This is a genomic window from Yersinia proxima (assembly GCF_902170785.1).
GTDB classification, from domain to species: domain Bacteria; phylum Pseudomonadota; class Gammaproteobacteria; order Enterobacterales; family Enterobacteriaceae; genus Yersinia; species Yersinia proxima.
Genome location: NZ_CABHYG010000017.1, coordinates 54,224 through 70,965, shown reverse-complemented (window position 1 = coordinate 70,965; position 16,742 = coordinate 54,224). Strand labels below are relative to the sequence as shown.

Here is a 16,742-nt window from a genome sequence, read left to right as displayed (position 1 = left end):
ACACTCAGATAACTGGAGAAGATGATGCCTAAGACCATTATTACCCCACCGGGCAGTGGTACTCCCCTCGCCCCTTTTTCGCCCGGCACCCTGGCCGATGGCGTGGTGTACGTGTCCGGCACCCTGGCTTTTGATAAACAGAATAATGTGGTGCATATCGGTGATGCTGCGGGGCAAACCCGCCATGTGTTGGAAACTATAAAAAGTGTGATTGAGACTGCGGGTGGTTCGCTGGATGACATCACTTTTAACTCTATTTTTCTGACTGACTGGCAGCATTACGCCGCTATTAATCAGGTTTACGCCGAATATTTCCCCGGCGATAAACCGGCCCGCTTTTGTATTCAATGCGGTTTGGTCAAACCCGATGCCCTGATTGAAATCGCGTCAGTGGCGCATCTGCCACGCTAACCTGGCAAACAACAAATAACGGAGGCGTGGCAATGTATTTCGAGATAACCGGTCAGAATTCGCCAGCCGCTAAAACAGTGGTTTTATCTGCGGGACTGGGTGGCAGTAGCAGCTTTTGGCAGCCCCAGTTGAGTGCGTTGGGTCAGCACTTTCGCGTGATAACTTACGATCAATATGGCACCGGGCGCAGTTCCGGTGTGATCCCATCTGGCTACACGCTGGCTGATATGGCGGACGAACTGGCGGACTTATTAGCCAGCCAACATATTGAGCGCTATCACTTTGTCGGTCACGCATTGGGCGGAATGATAGGTTTGCAACTGGCATCGTCGCATCCTCAGTGTGTCGAGCGGCTGGTGGCTATCAATAGCTGGCCGGTGCTTGATAGCCAAACACGGCGTTGCTTCCATGTGCGGCAAGATTTACTGCTCAACAGTGGTGTAGCCGCTTATGTTCGCGCCCAGCCGTTGTTTCTCTATCCAGCAGATTGGCTATCGCGTAATACCCTGCTGCTTGAACAGGAAGAGGCACAGCAAATTACTCATTTTCAGGGCATGGAAAACTTATTACGCCGCCTGAACGCATTGATGAATGCTGATTTCCGCCCGGCATTGCCTCACATCACTACCCCGATACTGGCTTTGTGCGCCACCGATGATTTATTGGTGCCATACCCCTGTTCACAGGCTTTGGCCGAGCTATTGCCTTACGGCGAATGGGCGCAGATGAGTTACGGCGGCCACGCCATGAGTGTGACTAACAGCGAGCAATTTAACGGCATATTACTCAGTTATTTGCTGATGGACACAGATATCGCTAAGTGCAAACAGGTGCTAAATCAATCCAATACATCAGCTATTCATTTTTAAAGGGAGTCGTTATGACACAAATATTAACCCCGGATGCATTGGCAACCTTATTTACTGACGCCCGCACCCACAATGGTTGGCTGGATAAACCAGTCGATGATGCTCTGCTCAGACAAGCCTATCTTCTGGCGCGCATGGGGCCGACTTCAGCCAACTGCTGCCCGGCGCGTTTTGTCTTTATTCGCTCATCTGAGGCCAAAGAGCGGCTTAAACCGGCGCTGTCCAGTGGCAATCTGACCAAAACCCTGCAAGCACCGGTCACGGCCATCATCGCCTATGATCCGGTTTTTTATGATGCATTACCCAAGCTGTTTCCACACGGCGATGCTCGCTCCTGGTTCACTTCCAGCCCAGAGTTAGCCACTGAAACCGCTTTTCGTAACAGCAGCTTACAAGCGGCCTATCTGATTATTGCCTGTCGGGCCTTGGGGTTGGATACCGGCCCGATGTCAGGTTTTAACAATACACAGGTTGATGAGATTTTTCTGGCAGAAAAAGGCTGGAAATCCAATTTGCTAGTGAATATTGGTTATGGCGATATCAATAAATTGTATGAACGCTCACCGCGTTTGGCGTTCGACGAGGCGTGTCTGGTGCTCTGATTTTTAGGCTGTTTTTTGTTGAACTGATTCTTAATCCTGAGGTGGTCTATGCAAACACAATCCTTACCAACAGATTCTTTACCTGCATCGTCAGCATTACGCAGTGTCGCCGTAGATAAACAGGATTTCCGTGATGCGATGGCGCGACTCGGCTCGGCGGTGAATATTATCACTACTGATGGCCCAGCTGGCCGCGCCGGATTTACCGCATCGGCGGTATGCAGTGTGACCGATACCCCACCAACCTTGTTGGTGTGCCTCAATCGCTCAGCATCAGTCTATTCGGTGTTTCAGCAAAATCAGACGTTGTGCGTCAATACCTTATGTGCCGAGCATGAGTCACTGTCAAACTTGTTTGGTGGCAAAACGCCGATGGAAATGCGCTTCTCTGCTGCCCGTTGGTCAACCCTGGTCACCGGTTCCCCGGTGCTCAGTGGTGCTGTTGCCTCTTTTGACTGCCATATCACACAAGTTATTTCTGTCGGCACTCATGACATTCTGTTTTGTCAGGCTGCCGCCGTTATTCATAACGATGACCAACATGGTCTGGCCTATTTTGACCGCTGCTATCACCCGTTAATGCGCCAGAGCCGCTGATTCAAAAACGAATTGATGGATTCCTCTGCGGTAATTTATTGATATTTCTCAGTGACTCACGGAGTACATTATGGCGAATAACTGGTTTCCAACATGGCGTAAACGCAGTGGTAATCTGGATGGAGCCATTATTGCTCCTGATGAGCGCCTCCCCGTCGGCGCAACATTGATTATGGGGTTACAACATGCGGTGGCCATGTTTGGTGCTACCGTGCTGATGCCGCTGTTGATGGGTTTTGACGCCAATCTGGCGATTTTGATGTCCGGCATCGGCACCCTACTGTTTTTCCTGATTGTGGGTGGTCGGGTGCCCAGCTATCTTGGCTCCAGCGCAGCATTTGTCGGTCTGGTCATTGCCGTCACCGGCTATAGCGGCAGCGGCCCTAATCCCAATATTGCTTTAGCCCTGGGCGGCATTATTGCCTGCGGGGCGATTTACACCTTAATTGGTTTTATCGTGATGAGTGTCGGCACCCGCTGGATCGAGCGCTTAATGCCGCCGGTGGTCACTGGCGCAGTGGTGATGGCCATTGGCCTCAATCTGGCACCGATTGCCGTAAATAGTGTTTCCGGCTCATCTTTTAACAGCTGGATGGCGGTAGTCACTATTTTATGTATCGGTGTGGTAGCCGTATTTACTAAAGGAATGATTCAGCGCCTGCTGATTCTGGTTGGTCTGATTTTGTCTTATGTCATTTATTGGGTTGTCACCAATATGTTGGGTTGGGGAACACCAATTGATTTCGGCCCCATCAACCAGGCCGCCTGGTTTGGCTGGCCGCAATTTACCACACCGGTATTTGATGCTCATGCCATGTTGCTGATCGCTCCCGTGGCCGTGATTTTAGTGGCAGAAAATCTGGGGCATATAAAAGCCGTGGCGGGAATGACCGGACAAAATCTGGACCCGTATATGGGGCGGGCTTTTGTGGGTGATGGGTTGGCAACGATGCTATCCGGCTCGGTGGGCGGTACTGGTGTCACAACTTATGCCGAGAATATCGGCGTTATGGCAGTGACTAAAATCTATTCTACTTTGGTTTTTGTCGCCGCAGCACTGGTCGCCATTTTACTGGGTTTTTCACCCAAATTTGGCGCGTTGATTCACACCATTCCGGGGCCGGTATTGGGCGGTGCCTCAATTGTGGTTTTCGGTTTGATTGCGGTTGCTGGCGCGCGTATTTGGGTACAAAACAAAGTGGATCTCAGTGATAACGGTAACCTGATTATGGTGGCCGTCACACTGGTGTTAGGAGCGGGGAACTTCGCGCTCACCTTAGGTAACTTTACCCTCGGGGGCATCGGTACAGCGACTTTCGGTGCCATTTTGCTCAATGCGTTATTACAACGCCGTAAAATATTGCCGAAACTGGGGAGTGACGGTAAGCCCTTGCCGCAAGACGGTTAGTTATCAGAGGGATAACGCTCTTATATTGTGCCTGACAGCTCAATACAGAGCGTTATCATTTCAGTCTATTTATTCAAGATGCAGCTTACCACCTTGCCAGGAGAGCTGAGTCACTGCTGAGGTTGCAACACCGTCGCTGGTTTCTCCTCCCAGCAAAATCACTTTATCTTTATCTTGAATGGATACGCCGTAAGCCAGCGGCTGAGGTAACTTCCCCACCACCTGCCATTGATTAGCCACCAGCGCATAAATAGGCTGTTGCCACTGTTTTTTTAGCCCTTTATGGGCATATAACTGACCCGCATTGAATTGTTGCCATGAACCTGGGAAATTGGCTCCGCCGCCCACCAGCACCACATCATGGCTAACACCAGAAAACGCCCCCGCCAGCCCTTCTTGCACTGCGCCTTTTTCAGCACCTACCAAATCCGGTCGCTGTTGCCATTTCAGTTCTGCGCCCTGCGCTTTGCCCTGCCATACTGCTGCCGTGCGTAATCCGGGTTTAATTTCACCATTTATTAATATCAAATCACCCTTTTTAGCAGTGATAGCTGACCCGGCCGTACCTAAAAATGGCACTTGCCCGCCACTTTTCCACTGATTCTTGGCAGGGTCATACATCAGCACATCGCGGTTATAGAAATAGTCCGCCGGAGCCTGGTCAAAATACGCATTAACAACTGCATTTTTCTGGGTTTCATTGCTGCCAGCTACAGCCAGATCCGTGAAGTAACCGTCGAAAATAGCTTTATTGACGCCACCCAGTAGCAGCGCCTGAGTGCCATTCAATGTGGTTGCGGCGGTTCCCACCAAGCCACGCGGCGCTCGCGTTGCCAACCGTTGCCACTGATTAGTTTGTGGATCATATTGATACACATCATCCAGCGCACGTACCTGCGTGTCACTGGCGCTATTTTTACCCACGCCACCAAAAACATACAGCTTACCGCTTAATGCCACAGTGACGGCCTGCTCACGAGGCTGCCCTGGGAAGTCGGCTATTTTCTGCCAACCACTGCTGGCTTTATCCATATCAAGGCGATACCACGATTGACCGGCGCTACCTAAGCCGACATATAAATTGTTATCAACCTGAGCGCCCGTTCCATACTTAAAGGGAACCGGTACATCGGGATAGCGTTCGGCATTGGCGTAAGGTAGCGAGAACGTGATGCAAAGAGTTAGCACACTCAATAGGATGACTTTTGTACTCAATTTTTTCTTATATTGGTGGTATATCTGAGTCATCAAGATGTTCCTCATTAATTAATCACTATATTGGGTGAATGGTGACAACAATAAAACTCCACTTAGTTATTTAAATTGGAGTTTAACTATCATTCAAGATATTAATTGGCCGCTGCGTTGTCAATGTAGATAACAAGCCATTGTGATAAATACCTCAGGGATGAATAAATATTTGAGTTAACTTAGGTGGGCTATTCTCTGGCAATCAGGCTGAATCAAGGCAGTCAGCCAGTGTCGGGAAGATGTCGTGTTATTGTCTGGTGACTGTCGTGGCAGTGTTGGGCGCGGGCATTTAGGTTTGTAGATATCTCTTCAAACCCAGGAGTATTCATTATGAATCTTTATCGTATTCGTGAATTACGTCAGGCCCGGGCCTGGTCACAAGAGCAATTAGCCGAGCTTTGCAGCCTTAACGTGCGCACTATTCAGCGTATAGAGAATGGTGAGCAAGCCAGCCTTGAAACGTTGAGTGCCATTGCCGCGGTGATGGAGTTAAAAGTCAGCGAACTCTACGCTCCAGATTCGAGTCAACCACCCGAAGCTTCTGGCGAAGCGGTTGACCAGCGCGTAGTGGATGCACGCGAAGCCGTTGAAAATGAAATGTCTTTTTTGCGCCAATTACTGCGGGCGGTGATCCTGTGCTCAATATTGTTCGCGATTAACTGGTTTACCTCCCCAAGCTATATGTGGGCCTGGTGGGTCGTTTTGGGGTTAGGTATTCCATTAGGTTTAAGAGCGATAAATCTATTCTTGCTCGGTAATTGGATGGAGCGCTGGCAGCAAAAACGCCTACAAAAGAAGTTACGTAATTTGTAAGTAAGCTGAGCAAATCAAAGTCACCAGATTGGGATCTCTTATTGCGGTGACTTTTTGTGTCGCTAACATTGCAGCTTGAGCGTATTGGGGTATGGTTAATAAGTGTCATAAGCAGCGACTATGATGACATCATCAACGTTATTCAATAAATATGATTGGAGCGAAGCGAGATGGCGAAAATTCTAGTGCTTTACTATTCCATGTATGGACATATCGAGACACTTGCTGGCGCAGTTGCCGAAGGTGCTCAAAAGGTTAGTGGCGTTGAAGTGACCATTAAGCGCGTGCCAGAAACTATGCCAGCGGATGCTTTTACCAAAGCCGGTGGTAAAACCGATCAGAAAGCGCCAGTAGCAACACCACAAGAGTTGGCCGATTACGATGGCATCATTTTCGGCACGCCAACCCGCTTTGGTAATATGGCCGGGCAGATGCGTACGTTCCTTGATCAGACTGGCGGCCTGTGGGCATCGGGCGCATTGTACGGCAAAGTCGCCAGTGTATTTGCTTCTACCGGTACGGGGGGTGGGCAAGAACACACCATCACCTCAACCTGGACCACATTAGCCCATCACGGTTTTATTATTGTGCCGATCGGCTATGGCGCAACAGAGTTATTTGATGTTTCGCAGACCCGCGGTGGCACGCCTTATGGCGCTACCACTATTGCAGGTGGTGATGGTTCCCGCCAGCCAAGCGCTGAGGAGCTCGCCATCGCCCGTTTCCAGGGTGAACATGTGGCGAAAATCACGGCCAAATTAGCCAGTTAAATTGTTATAAAAAGCACCGCTAAAGTGGTGCTTTATTTCAAAACACTCTAAATAATTCGAGTTGCAGGAAGGTGGCAAACGAGTGAGTCCCCTGGAGCTTACACAAGTAAGTGACTGGGGTGATTGAGAGCAGCCAACACACATGCAACTTGAAGTATGACGAGTATATTAAGCCTCTAATAACCCTTGAGCTAAATAGTGGTTAGCATCTGCCACCCCCGGCAAGGTGAAAAAATAGCCGCCACCAATGGGTTTCACATACTCTTCCAGCGCTTCCCCATTCAGCCGTTTTTGCACGGTTAGGAATGCCTTTTCCAAATCAGACTGATAGCAGACAAATAAGAGGCCCATATCCAATTGTCCCGAATTTGATACCCCCAGCGAGTAGCTGTAGCCACGGCGCAGCATCAAGTTATTCTGGGTTTCAGCGGTACGCGGATTTGCCAGCCGAATATGTGCATCCAGCTTAATCACTTTGCCGTCTGGGTCTTTGGTGTAATCCGGTTCATCATGTTCATGCACCATACCCAAAGGCGCGCCACTGTGCTTATCGCGACCAAAAATAGTTTGCTGCTCTTGCAAGGGAGTCCGATCCCAGAATTCCACTTTGAAACGGATAATCCGAGCCGCCTGATAACTGCCACCGACCGCCCATGCAGGTTCTCCGGTATTTTCCTGAACCCAAACTACTTGGTTGATCAGCGGCTTATCACTGGTTTTCGGATTCGCGGTTCCATCTTTAAAACCCAACAAGTTGATTGGTGTTTCTTTACCTTTACTGCGGGCAGCATGGGCAGAAATAAACCCTTCACGTTTCCAGCGCACACTGAGAAGATCCGGCGAGTGTTTGATGATATCGCGCAGTGCATGAATCACGGTTTCATTGGTATTCGCGCAAATTTGCAGCAACATATCACCGTGGCACAATCCGGCATCCAGTGAGTCATTGGGGAAACGAGTCATTCTTTGAAGTCGCAGGGGTTTTTGCCCTTGCAAGCCAAAACGCTCGTCAAACAGTGAGTCACCGACGGAAACCGTGATCGTCAGATTATCGGGGTAAATTTCCGGCCCCATAATGCCCGAATCCAGCGGCGGCAATTTCGCGTTAACTGACGGCGCATGCCCGCCAGTAGTCAGAAAAGCAATTCGTTCAGTTAATAACGTGAATAACCGGATTAATGCTGCTTTATCTGTTGCCAGCACATCAAATGCCACCAGCATCATCGCCGCTTGCTGTGGGGTTAATACACCGGCTTGATGCTGTCCGTAAAAAGGCTGCTTCTGCCAACGTTCATCTTGCGCGGGTGCGGATTCGGGTGCGGGGCAATCCGCCGCGCGGGCTATTTTTGCCCCGCCAAGCGCCAATGCCCCACTCATCATGCCCATACCGAGGAGCAAACGCCGACGGGACGGCAATTCCGCCCCGTTATCTTGCTGATACGGCCCGTATTGCGGGCCGGTTTTCTGACTCATTTTAATCCTCAGTCCAGACCCAATACGCCACGCAGTTGAGCAAGGTCTTCCGCCAGTGCCGTAATTGGCCCTTTCATCGCATTGCGATCAGCATCGGTTAACTTCTCATAAGATTCGTAGCCATCTTTGGTGCGGTATTTTGCTAATACGCTATCAACCGTTTTGAAGTTGGCATCAATTTTATCCAACAACGGCTTATCCGCTTTTTCCAATAACGGCCGCAGCAGATTAACAATCTTCTGTGCGCCATCAACGTTCGCCTGGAAGTCCCACAAGTCAGTGCGGCTGTAGCGATCTTCTTCACCACTGATTTTACTGGCTGCCACTTCTTCGATGAGACCTGCCGCCCCGCCTACCACTTTGTTTGGTGCGAATGTCAGACCCGCTATCCGTTTTTGCAGTTCCAGCGTGTCTTGATACAGTTGGTCAGCAAATTTATCCGCTCCTTTGGTGGTATTGTCACCAAATAGGATTTTCTCTAAACGGTGGAAACCCGTGAATTTCGGATCTGCCGCTTTCTGTTCAAAATCGTCTTCGCGGGCATCAATGCTGCCATCTAAATCAGAAAATAACTCAGCAATGGGCTCGATACGTTCATAATGCTGCCGGGTCGGTGCGTAGAGCTTGCGCGCTAATGCCAAATCGCCTTTTTTCACTGCATCGGTGAAGGCTTTGGTTTGGGTCACTAGCTGGGCAACCTCTTGTGTTACATAGACTTTATACTCGGCGATTGGCCCAACCAGTGCCATGGCATCCGGTTTGGTCGCCGTGTCAGTACCGGCCGCAGCCGTCACAGTGAGCTTGCCTTTCGGGTTGCTCAGTAAACCGCAGGTCATATCGTATTCACCCGGTTCCAGATTGGCTGTCATCTTCTGGGTAAAACCTGGCGCGATGTTCTCACGTTCTTCAACCACCATGACCCCTTTCAGGATCTCCCACTCCAGCCCTTTTTGGCTGGCATTGTGCACAATAAACTGTGTTTTACCGGCAGGAATAGACAGCGCCATTGGCTCACACTGCTTGTCATTAACCGTAATTTTAACCTGAGGAATATCAGCAGCCTGTGCGCTAATAGCGAAAACTGGCAGTGCCAATAAAGCAGCATGTAGAGCTGTGCGACGGAAGAACCGGTTAGACATGTGATAAATCCCTGAATTATTGGTTAGTTTTCCGCGCAGCCGCTACGGTTGAAGCCGCTGTGGCGCGTGGTGGAAGGAAAAAGAAAATCAATGCCGGAATCAGATAGATAAAGTAGACCGCGACTTCACTGACAGTCGGGGCTTCCTGATAGCCAAACATGCCCTCAAGGAAGGTGCCCAGCAAGGAGTGCGTAGAAAGCACATTGGTCAGGTCAAATGCGATATCCTGGAAATGGTTCCACAATCCCGCTTCATGGAAGGCTCTTATTGCCCCTGCGGCAAGCCCGGCAGCAACAAACAGAATAAACAGGCTGGTCCATTTGAAGAATTTAGCCAGATGTAACTTAACGCCGCCCCAGTAGATAGCCATACCAACCAAAATAGCGCAGATCAAACCCAATATTGCGCCGATGGGTGCGCCAATACCGACATCCTGCTGAAAAGCAGCTAATAAAAAGAAAACTGACTCCAGGCCTTCGCGCGCCACAGCAAAAAACACCATTGCGACTAATGCCCATCCCTGACCACGGCCTTTTTTACCCTCAACGTTTAGGGCGTTATCAATGGCACCTTCTAAATGAACTTTGACTGACTTGGATACCTTGCGCATCCAAAAAACCATATAGGTTAATATGCAAACTGCCACCACAGCGATAATCCCTTCGAACAGCTCTTGCTGCTTTTGCGGGAACTCACCGGTGGTTTCATTAATAAAAATACCAATAGCCAGGCAAAGTGCTGCGGCAGTGATAACCCCCACCCATACTGCCCCCATCCATTGACCGCGCTGAGTACGTTTAAGATAACTGGCGATCAGGCTAACAATCAGCGCTGCCTCCAGCCCTTCACGAAACATAATAAGAAATGGGACAAACATGCTAAACACCCCTGCGGTGGGCAGTAGAATATGCGAATAAGAATATTGTCAATTTACGTAAGGAAAAGTAAAACGATAGTGATTATCATTCTGGCAAAAAGAAATTCAAGAGGTGGAATAGGAATATTGTTAAACAAACTGTGGCAAGTTGTTTCCGCGGAGTTAAATAGTAAATAAATTCATCAGGATACGAATTAATGTATTTATTAAGAACTGGCAGGTTTTTTGATAAAAAAAGCCCCCTGTTTTGCAGGAGGCTATATTTATTAAAGATAAACGTTATTTCTATACGGTTTTAAACTCCGCTTCCGCCTGACGGAAACGTTCAGTAATGGCATGACTCGGAGAACGTCCCAGTAAACTCACCACCACAATCGCGATACTGGCAAACACAAAACCAGGGATGATTTCGTATAAATCTAACCAGGCGTATTGTTTCCAGACGATCACGGTAATCGCGCCGATCAGCATCCCCGCGAGCGCACCGTTGCGGGTCATCCGTGGCCACATAACTGAAATCAGAACCACTGGCCCAAATGCTGCACCAAAGCCCGCCCAGGCATAACTCACCAAACCAAGCACCCGATTATCTGGATCCGCTGCTAACGCGATGGCAATCAACGCCACCAGCAACACCATGGCACGACCCACCCAGACTAATTCTTTCTGGCTGGCTTTTTTACGTAAGAACGCTTTGTACAAATCTTCGGTTAATGCACTGGAACACACCAGTAACTGGCAGCTTAACGTACTCATTACCGCAGCCAGAATGGCGGACAGCAAAATACCCGCCATCCACGGATTGAACAGCAACTTGGCTAATTCAATAAATACGCGTTCGCCATTTTGTGTCACACTTCCCGCATATTGTGGATTGTTCTCAAAGTAGGCAATGCCAAAGAACCCGACAGCAATAGTCCCCGCCAGACACAGGATCATCCAGGTCATACTAATGCGACGAGCGCTGCGAATAGTGCGATGGGAGTCTGCCGCCATAAAACGCGCCAGAATATGTGGCTGACCAAAATAGCCTAAACCCCAGCCGAGCAGAGAAAGGATAGCAACCAGATTCAACCCTTTGAACATATCAATATTGGCCGGGTTTTTCGCCGCAATAACCATAATCGAAGTATCAATACCACCGACGGCTAAAATCACGATAATTGGCGTCAGGATCAGGGCAAAAATCATCAGTGTCGCCTGCACTGTGTCTGTCCAACTCACCGCCAGGAAACCACCAATAAAAGTATACGCAATGGTAGCGGCTGCACCGGCCCACAAGGCCGTGCCATAACTCATCTCAAAGGTACTTTCAAATAACCGTGCACCGGCAACAATCCCGGAAGCACAATAAATGGTAAAGAAGACTAAAATCACTACGGCCGATATGACTCGCAGAAGTTTACTTTTATCTTCAAAACGGCTGGTGAAATAGTCCGGCAATGTCAGCGCATTATTATTCGCTTCGGTATGAACCCGTAAACGGCCAGCCACTAACTTCCAGTTAAAATAAGCGCCAATGGTTAAACCGATAGCTATCCAACTCTCGGATATCCCCGACAGGAAAATCGCTCCCGGTAACCCCATTAATAACCAGCCACTCATATCGGAAGCACCGGCTGACAACGCCGTCACTACACTCCCTAAACTGCGGCCGCCCAGAATATAGTCATCAAAACTCTTGGTTGCACGATAGGCCACAAGCCCAATAAGTATCATCCCAAAAATATAAACTAAAAAAGTCACCAGCATTGGCGTGTTCATGGTCATGCAACATCTCCATAGTGCATATTATCGTTTTAATATATCTCGCTTTTTCCATGCTTACCGCGCAACACGGCATCATGCTTTATCTCTGGCGGGTCGGAACGTGACACTGAGTTGCACCTGAGATGAACGCTAAAATCTGAAATTGACTACCAACACAACTATTCGCTAGCCACTGGCCAGCTTGCGGTTGCTATCCTAGAGGAGTCCTTTCTTGCCCCACAAGAATTTAAACAATTTTTTTACAAAAAACTCACCCTGCATCACATTAAACTCTGTCGGCAGTGACACCAAACATAAGAAAATGAGTTATACCTGAGGTAAACCCTCTAAAACCCCTACCATTATTAACGTTAACCGCTTCGCTGCTTCATATTTGAATATTATTTATCTTTTGAAGTTGTTAAAAACAAGACTGAATTCACACTTCGATTACACGCGTGATTTAACACGGTTGCACAAAGTTGCAACATGACTGATATTGTCTGAAATAAAATCATATACCCTAAATAATTTGAGTTGCAGGAAGGCGGCAAGTGCAAGAATCCTGATGAGCTTACATAAGTAAGTGATTCAGGTTATTAAACGTAGCCAACGCACCTGGAGCTCGAAGAATGACGGGTATAACTCCCCTTAATTCAGGAGCCAGATAGTATGGGTAGCACCACCATGGGCGTGAAACTCGATGAAGCGACACGTGACCGCATTAAGGCCGCCGCACAGCGTATTGACCGTACACCGCACTGGCTGATCAAACAGGCCATTTTTAACTATCTGGAACGGTTGGAAAATAACAGCGAATTACCAGAACTTCCAACAGCACAGTCATCCTCCTCGTCTGAAACGGACGACATTATGCCGCAAGTCATTGAAAGTGTGCACCAACCTTTCTTAGATTTCGCCGAACAAGTGTTGCCACAATCTGTTAGCCGTGCAGCCATTACAGCGGCCTATCGCCGCCCGGAAACCGAAGCTATTCCGATGTTATTGGAACAAGCGCGCTTACCTGAAGATTTGGCCCAGGCGACACATAAGCTCGCCTATTCTATTGCCGAAAAATTGCGGAATCAAAAAAGTGCCAATGGCCGGGCCGGGATCGTGCAAGGCTTGTTGCAGGAGTTCTCTCTCTCTTCCCAAGAGGGCGTGGCATTGATGTGCCTGGCAGAAGCGCTGCTGCGTATTCCTGACAAACCAACTCGCGATGCATTAATTCGCGACAAGATCAGCAATGGCAATTGGCACTCTCATCTGGGGCGCAGCCCATCCATGTTCGTCAACGCGGCCACCTGGGGTTTATTGTTTACCGGCCATCTGGTTTCTACCCACAATGAAGCCAAACTTTCCAGTTCATTGAACCGCATTATCGGTAAAGGGGGCGAACCGCTGATCCGCAAGGGTGTGGACATGGCGATGCGTTTGATGGGCGAGCAATTTGTCACCGGCGAAACCATTGCAGAAGCCTTAGCTAATGCGCGCAAGCTGGAAGATAAAGGGTTCCGTTATTCCTACGATATGCTGGGGGAAGCGGCACTGACAGAAGCCGATGCTCAGGCCTATTTACTCTCCTATCAACAGGCTATTCATGCTATCGGCAAAGCGTCAAATGGCCGCGGTATTTATGAAGGGCCGGGGATTTCAATCAAACTCTCTGCTCTCCATCCGCGCTATAGCCGCGCCCAATATGATCGGGTAATGGATGAGCTTTATCCACGATTGTTATCGCTGACTTTGCAAGCGCGTCAGTATGATATTGGAATTAACATCGACGCAGAAGAAGCCGATCGTCTGGAAATCTCCCTCGATCTGCTGGAAAAACTCTGCTTTGAGCCAAAGTTAGCCGGTTGGAATGGTATCGGCTTTGTTATACAGGCATACCAGAAACGTTGCCCATTCACCATTGATGCGGTGATTGATATGGCACAGCGCAGCCGCCGTCGCTTGATGATCCGTTTGGTTAAAGGAGCCTATTGGGACAGCGAGATTAAGCGCGCTCAAGTTGATGGTTTAGAAGGCTATCCGGTTTATACCCGTAAAGTTTATACCGATGTTTCTTATCTGGCCTGCGCGCGCAAGTTACTGGCGGTTCCTAACCTGATTTACCCGCAATTTGCGACACATAACGCCCACACCCTATCGGCGATTTATCATCTTGCCGGACAGAACTACTATCCCGGTCAGTACGAATTCCAATGCTTGCATGGCATGGGAGAGCCGCTGTATGAGCAGGTGGTTGGCAAAGTCGCTGATGGTAAACTTAACCGCCCATGCCGTATCTATGCCCCGGTCGGCACCCATGAAACCTTACTGGCTTATCTGGTACGCCGCCTGTTGGAAAATGGTGCGAATACTTCATTTGTCAACCGGATTGCCGATGCCACTTTGCCGCTCGACGAATTAGTCGCGGATCCGGTCAGTGCAGTAGAGGCTATCGCCGCCAGCGAAGGCCAGCTCGGTTTACCACACCCCCGCATTCCATTACCGCGTGAGTTGTATGGCAAGGAGCGCGCCAATTCCAGCGGTTTGGATTTGTCAAACGAGCACCGCTTGGCTTCACTTTCCAGTGCATTACTGACCAGTGCCAGCCAAGTCTGGCGAGCAGAACCACTGATTGATGCTGAGCTTGATAGTGGTACAGAGCCAGTTAATAGCATGGAACACCCTGTTATCAACCCGGCAGAACCGGCTGATATTGTTGGTTATGTTCGAGAAGCAACAGAGGCCGAAGTCAGCCGCGCATTGGATGCTGCCGCCAGTGCTGGTGCGATTTGGTTTGCCACCCCGCCCGTTGAGCGAGCAGCAATTTTAGTGCGTGCCGCTGAATTGATGGAAAATCAGATGCAAACATTGATGGGGATACTGGTACGTGAAGCCGGTAAAACCTTCAGCAATGCCATTGCAGAAGTGCGTGAAGCCGTTGATTTCCTACATTATTATGCAGGAATGGTGCGAGATAACTTCTCCAATGACAGCCATCGTCCACTCGGGCCGGTGGTGTGTATCAGTCCGTGGAACTTCCCGCTGGCCATATTCACTGGCCAGATTGCCGCGGCATTGGCCGCTGGTAATAGTGTGTTAGCAAAACCGGCTGAGCAAACTCCGCTGGTTGCGGCACAGGCCGTGCGGATCCTACTGGAAGCGGGCATCCCGCAAGGTGTGCTACAACTGCTTCCTGGTCAAGGTGATAGCGTCGGTGCTGCCTTGGTGAATGATGCCCGCGTACGCGGCGTGATGTTTACCGGTTCAACCGAAGTTGCGGCTATTTTACAGCGCAGCATCGCCGGTAGACTTGATCCGCAAGGCCGCCCAACCCCGCTGATTGCAGAAACCGGCGGCTTGAATGCCATGATAGTTGACTCATCTGCACTCACTGAACAGGTGGTGACTGATGTTGTGGCATCAGCCTTTGATAGCGCCGGTCAGCGCTGCTCGGCTTTACGCATTCTCTGCATTCAGGATGATGTGGCTGAACACACGTTGCAAATGCTGCGTGGTGCCATGGCTGAATGCCGCATGGGTAACCCCGAGCGCCTGTCTACAGATATCGGGCCAGTTATCGATGCCGATGCCAAAGCCGGTATTGAACGGCATATTCAAGCCATGCGCGCCAAAGGGCGCAAAGTGTATCAAGCTGCTCAGTCCAATAATCTGGATGAAAAAGAGTGGCAGCGCGGAACCTTTATCAAGCCGACATTAATAGAGCTGGATAGCTTCGATGAACTGCAAAAAGAGGTCTTCGGCCCGGTTCTACACGTCGTGCGCTTCCAGCGGCAAAATCTCGCTGCGTTGGTTGATCAAATAAATGCCTCTGGTTATGGCTTAACTTTGGGTATTCATACCCGTATTGATGAAACCATTGCGCAAGTCACTGAAAAAGCAAAAGTGGGTAATCTCTACGTTAATCGTAACATGGTCGGCGCGGTGGTTGGCGTGCAACCTTTTGGCGGCGAAGGTCTATCAGGTACGGGTCCTAAAGCCGGTGGACCGCTGTATTTGTATCGCCTTTTGTGTAGCCGACCGGAAGATGCGGTGATAAACACCCTAGCCCATCATGATAGCGGGCAGTTACAGAATGTCTCAGGCCGTGAGGCACTGCAAACGGCCCACCATGCTCTAATCAAATGGGCGGATGAACAGCAACAACCCGTTGTGGCTCAGTTGGCGCGGCGTTATGGTGAGCTGGCACAAGGTGGCACCGTGCGAGTGTTACCGGGGCCAACCGGCGAACGCAATACCTACGCGCTGTTGCCACGTGAGCGTATTCTGTGTCTGGCAGATACCGAGGCGGATGCGCTAACACAGCTGGCGGCGGTACTGGCCATTGGCAGCGAAGTTCTCTGGCCGGAAAGCACGGTACAAAGTGACTTATTCCGTACATTACCGGCAGTTGTAAAATCACGTATTACGCTCACGAAAGATTGGCAAACGGCTCATATCCACTTTGATGGTGTTATCTATCACGGAGATGCCGATCAACTCCGTATTTTGTGTGAACAGATAGCACAAATTGATGGGCCAATTGTCTCGGTGCAAGGCTTTGCCCGCGGCGAGACGAATATTCTGCTGGAGCGCTTACTCATTGAGCACTCTCTGAGTGTCAATACTGCGGCAGCTGGTGGGAATGCCAGTCTGATGACTATTGGCTAGTTTTTCAGCTATATGAGTAGCTAGCTTATATCCAATACGTTTTTATCCAACCAGGCCCTTCGGGGCCTTACTTTGTTTGTATGTCACGACCTGATGTTGAGAACAGAGTTTTTACTCGTGA

The 16,742-nt window shown here is 49.6% G+C and carries 13 protein-coding genes; 8 read left to right on the top strand and 5 right to left on the bottom strand.

From position 1 onward, the window contains the following. Positions 1 to 24: 24 nt before the first annotated feature. From rutC to rutG, 5 genes are all read left to right on the top strand, one after another. Entirely contained in the window at positions 25 to 411 is a 387-nt protein-coding gene (rutC, locus tag FTB31_RS16420; protein ID WP_005169991.1) for a pyrimidine utilization protein C, read from the top strand. A 32-nt stretch (positions 412 to 443) separates the two neighbouring features. After that, a complete protein-coding gene (gene rutD, locus FTB31_RS16415) occupies positions 444 to 1,280 on the top strand; it encodes a pyrimidine utilization protein D (protein ID WP_077174005.1) in 837 nt (278 codons plus the stop codon). An 11-nt stretch (positions 1,281 to 1,291) separates the two neighbouring features. Beyond that, positions 1,292 to 1,882: a malonic semialdehyde reductase gene (locus tag FTB31_RS16410; RefSeq protein WP_050077498.1), complete on the top strand. Its 591-nt coding sequence runs from the start codon at positions 1,292 to 1,294 to the stop codon at positions 1,880 to 1,882. A 48-nt stretch (positions 1,883 to 1,930) separates the two neighbouring features. Then, complete coding sequence (gene rutF, locus FTB31_RS16405) at positions 1,931 to 2,479, top strand: NADH-dependent FMN reductase RutF (RefSeq protein WP_077174003.1); 549 nt, start codon at positions 1,931 to 1,933, stop codon at positions 2,477 to 2,479. Positions 2,480 to 2,549: 70 nt separating this feature from the next. After that, complete coding sequence (gene rutG, locus FTB31_RS16400; RefSeq protein WP_227731598.1) at positions 2,550 to 3,887, top strand: pyrimidine utilization transport protein G; 1,338 nt, start codon at positions 2,550 to 2,552, stop codon at positions 3,885 to 3,887. Between the two features lie 69 nt (positions 3,888 to 3,956). On the opposite strand, the gene FTB31_RS16395 is transcribed toward rutG, so the two are convergent. Further along, positions 3,957 to 5,135, bottom strand: a complete 1,179-nt coding sequence (locus FTB31_RS16395; protein ID WP_077174001.1) for an N-acetylneuraminate epimerase — start codon at positions 5,133 to 5,135, stop codon at positions 3,957 to 3,959. Positions 5,136 to 5,468: 333 nt separating this feature from the next. Between FTB31_RS16395 and FTB31_RS16390 the strand changes: the two genes are divergently transcribed. Then, the gene (locus tag FTB31_RS16390) at positions 5,469 to 5,951 is read left to right on the top strand and encodes a helix-turn-helix domain-containing protein (RefSeq protein ID WP_227731597.1); all 483 of its coding nucleotides are present in this window, start codon (positions 5,469 to 5,471) and stop codon (positions 5,949 to 5,951) included. Positions 5,952 to 6,121: 170 nt separating this feature from the next. Further along, the gene (gene wrbA / locus FTB31_RS16385; protein WP_077173999.1) at positions 6,122 to 6,721 is read left to right on the top strand and encodes an NAD(P)H:quinone oxidoreductase; all 600 of its coding nucleotides are present in this window, start codon (positions 6,122 to 6,124) and stop codon (positions 6,719 to 6,721) included. A 168-nt stretch (positions 6,722 to 6,889) separates the two neighbouring features. Here the strand turns inward: wrbA and efeB are convergent, their stop codons facing one another. The 4 genes from efeB to putP form a co-directional block, all read right to left on the bottom strand. Next, complete coding sequence (gene efeB, locus FTB31_RS16380) at positions 6,890 to 8,194, bottom strand: iron uptake transporter deferrochelatase/peroxidase subunit (RefSeq protein WP_077173998.1); 1,305 nt, start codon at positions 8,192 to 8,194, stop codon at positions 6,890 to 6,892. Between the two features lie 8 nt (positions 8,195 to 8,202). Continuing rightward, positions 8,203 to 9,333 (bottom strand): iron uptake system protein EfeO, encoded by a 1,131-nt coding sequence (gene efeO, locus FTB31_RS16375; protein WP_050077491.1) that lies wholly within the window; start codon positions 9,331 to 9,333, stop codon positions 8,203 to 8,205. Between the two features lie 16 nt (positions 9,334 to 9,349). Next, positions 9,350 to 10,210: an iron uptake transporter permease EfeU gene (gene efeU, locus FTB31_RS16370; RefSeq protein ID WP_050077490.1), complete on the bottom strand. Its 861-nt coding sequence runs from the start codon at positions 10,208 to 10,210 to the stop codon at positions 9,350 to 9,352. 285 nt (positions 10,211 to 10,495) lie between these two features. Next, on the bottom strand, positions 10,496 to 11,980 hold the full coding sequence (gene putP, locus FTB31_RS16365) for a sodium/proline symporter PutP (RefSeq protein ID WP_019080820.1): 1,485 nt from the start codon (positions 11,978 to 11,980) through the stop codon (positions 10,496 to 10,498). 651 nt (positions 11,981 to 12,631) lie between these two features. Between putP and putA the strand changes: the two genes are divergently transcribed. Next, positions 12,632 to 16,621 carry a trifunctional transcriptional regulator/proline dehydrogenase/L-glutamate gamma-semialdehyde dehydrogenase gene (putA, locus tag FTB31_RS16360; RefSeq protein ID WP_227731596.1) on the top strand — a complete coding sequence of 1,330 codons (3,990 nt, stop codon included), beginning with the start codon at positions 12,632 to 12,634 and terminating at the stop codon, positions 16,619 to 16,621. The last annotated feature ends 121 nt before the right edge of the window (positions 16,622 to 16,742 follow it).

What these genes read in the sequence shown, in the direction of transcription:
- rutC (WP_005169991.1), top strand. Translation starts at nt 25, where the DNA reads ATGCCTAAGACCATTATTACCCCACCGGGCAGTGGTACTCCCCTCGCC.
- rutD (WP_077174005.1), top strand. Translation starts at nt 444, where the DNA reads ATGTATTTCGAGATAACCGGTCAGAATTCGCCAGCCGCTAAAACAGTG.
- FTB31_RS16410 (WP_050077498.1), top strand. Translation starts at nt 1,292, where the DNA reads ATGACACAAATATTAACCCCGGATGCATTGGCAACCTTATTTACTGAC.
- rutF (WP_077174003.1), top strand. Translation starts at nt 1,931, where the DNA reads ATGCAAACACAATCCTTACCAACAGATTCTTTACCTGCATCGTCAGCA.
- rutG (WP_227731598.1), top strand. Translation starts at nt 2,550, where the DNA reads ATGGCGAATAACTGGTTTCCAACATGGCGTAAACGCAGTGGTAATCTG.
- FTB31_RS16395 (WP_077174001.1), bottom strand. Translation starts at nt 5,135, where the DNA reads ATGACTCAGATATACCACCAATATAAGAAAAAATTGAGTACAAAAGTC.
- FTB31_RS16390 (WP_227731597.1), top strand. Translation starts at nt 5,469, where the DNA reads ATGAATCTTTATCGTATTCGTGAATTACGTCAGGCCCGGGCCTGGTCA.
- wrbA (WP_077173999.1), top strand. Translation starts at nt 6,122, where the DNA reads ATGGCGAAAATTCTAGTGCTTTACTATTCCATGTATGGACATATCGAG.
- efeB (WP_077173998.1), bottom strand. Translation starts at nt 8,194, where the DNA reads ATGAGTCAGAAAACCGGCCCGCAATACGGGCCGTATCAGCAAGATAAC.
- efeO (WP_050077491.1), bottom strand. Translation starts at nt 9,333, where the DNA reads ATGTCTAACCGGTTCTTCCGTCGCACAGCTCTACATGCTGCTTTATTG.
- efeU (WP_050077490.1), bottom strand. Translation starts at nt 10,210, where the DNA reads ATGTTTGTCCCATTTCTTATTATGTTTCGTGAAGGGCTGGAGGCAGCG.
- putP (WP_019080820.1), bottom strand. Translation starts at nt 11,980, where the DNA reads ATGACCATGAACACGCCAATGCTGGTGACTTTTTTAGTTTATATTTTT.
- putA (WP_227731596.1), top strand. Translation starts at nt 12,632, where the DNA reads ATGGGTAGCACCACCATGGGCGTGAAACTCGATGAAGCGACACGTGAC.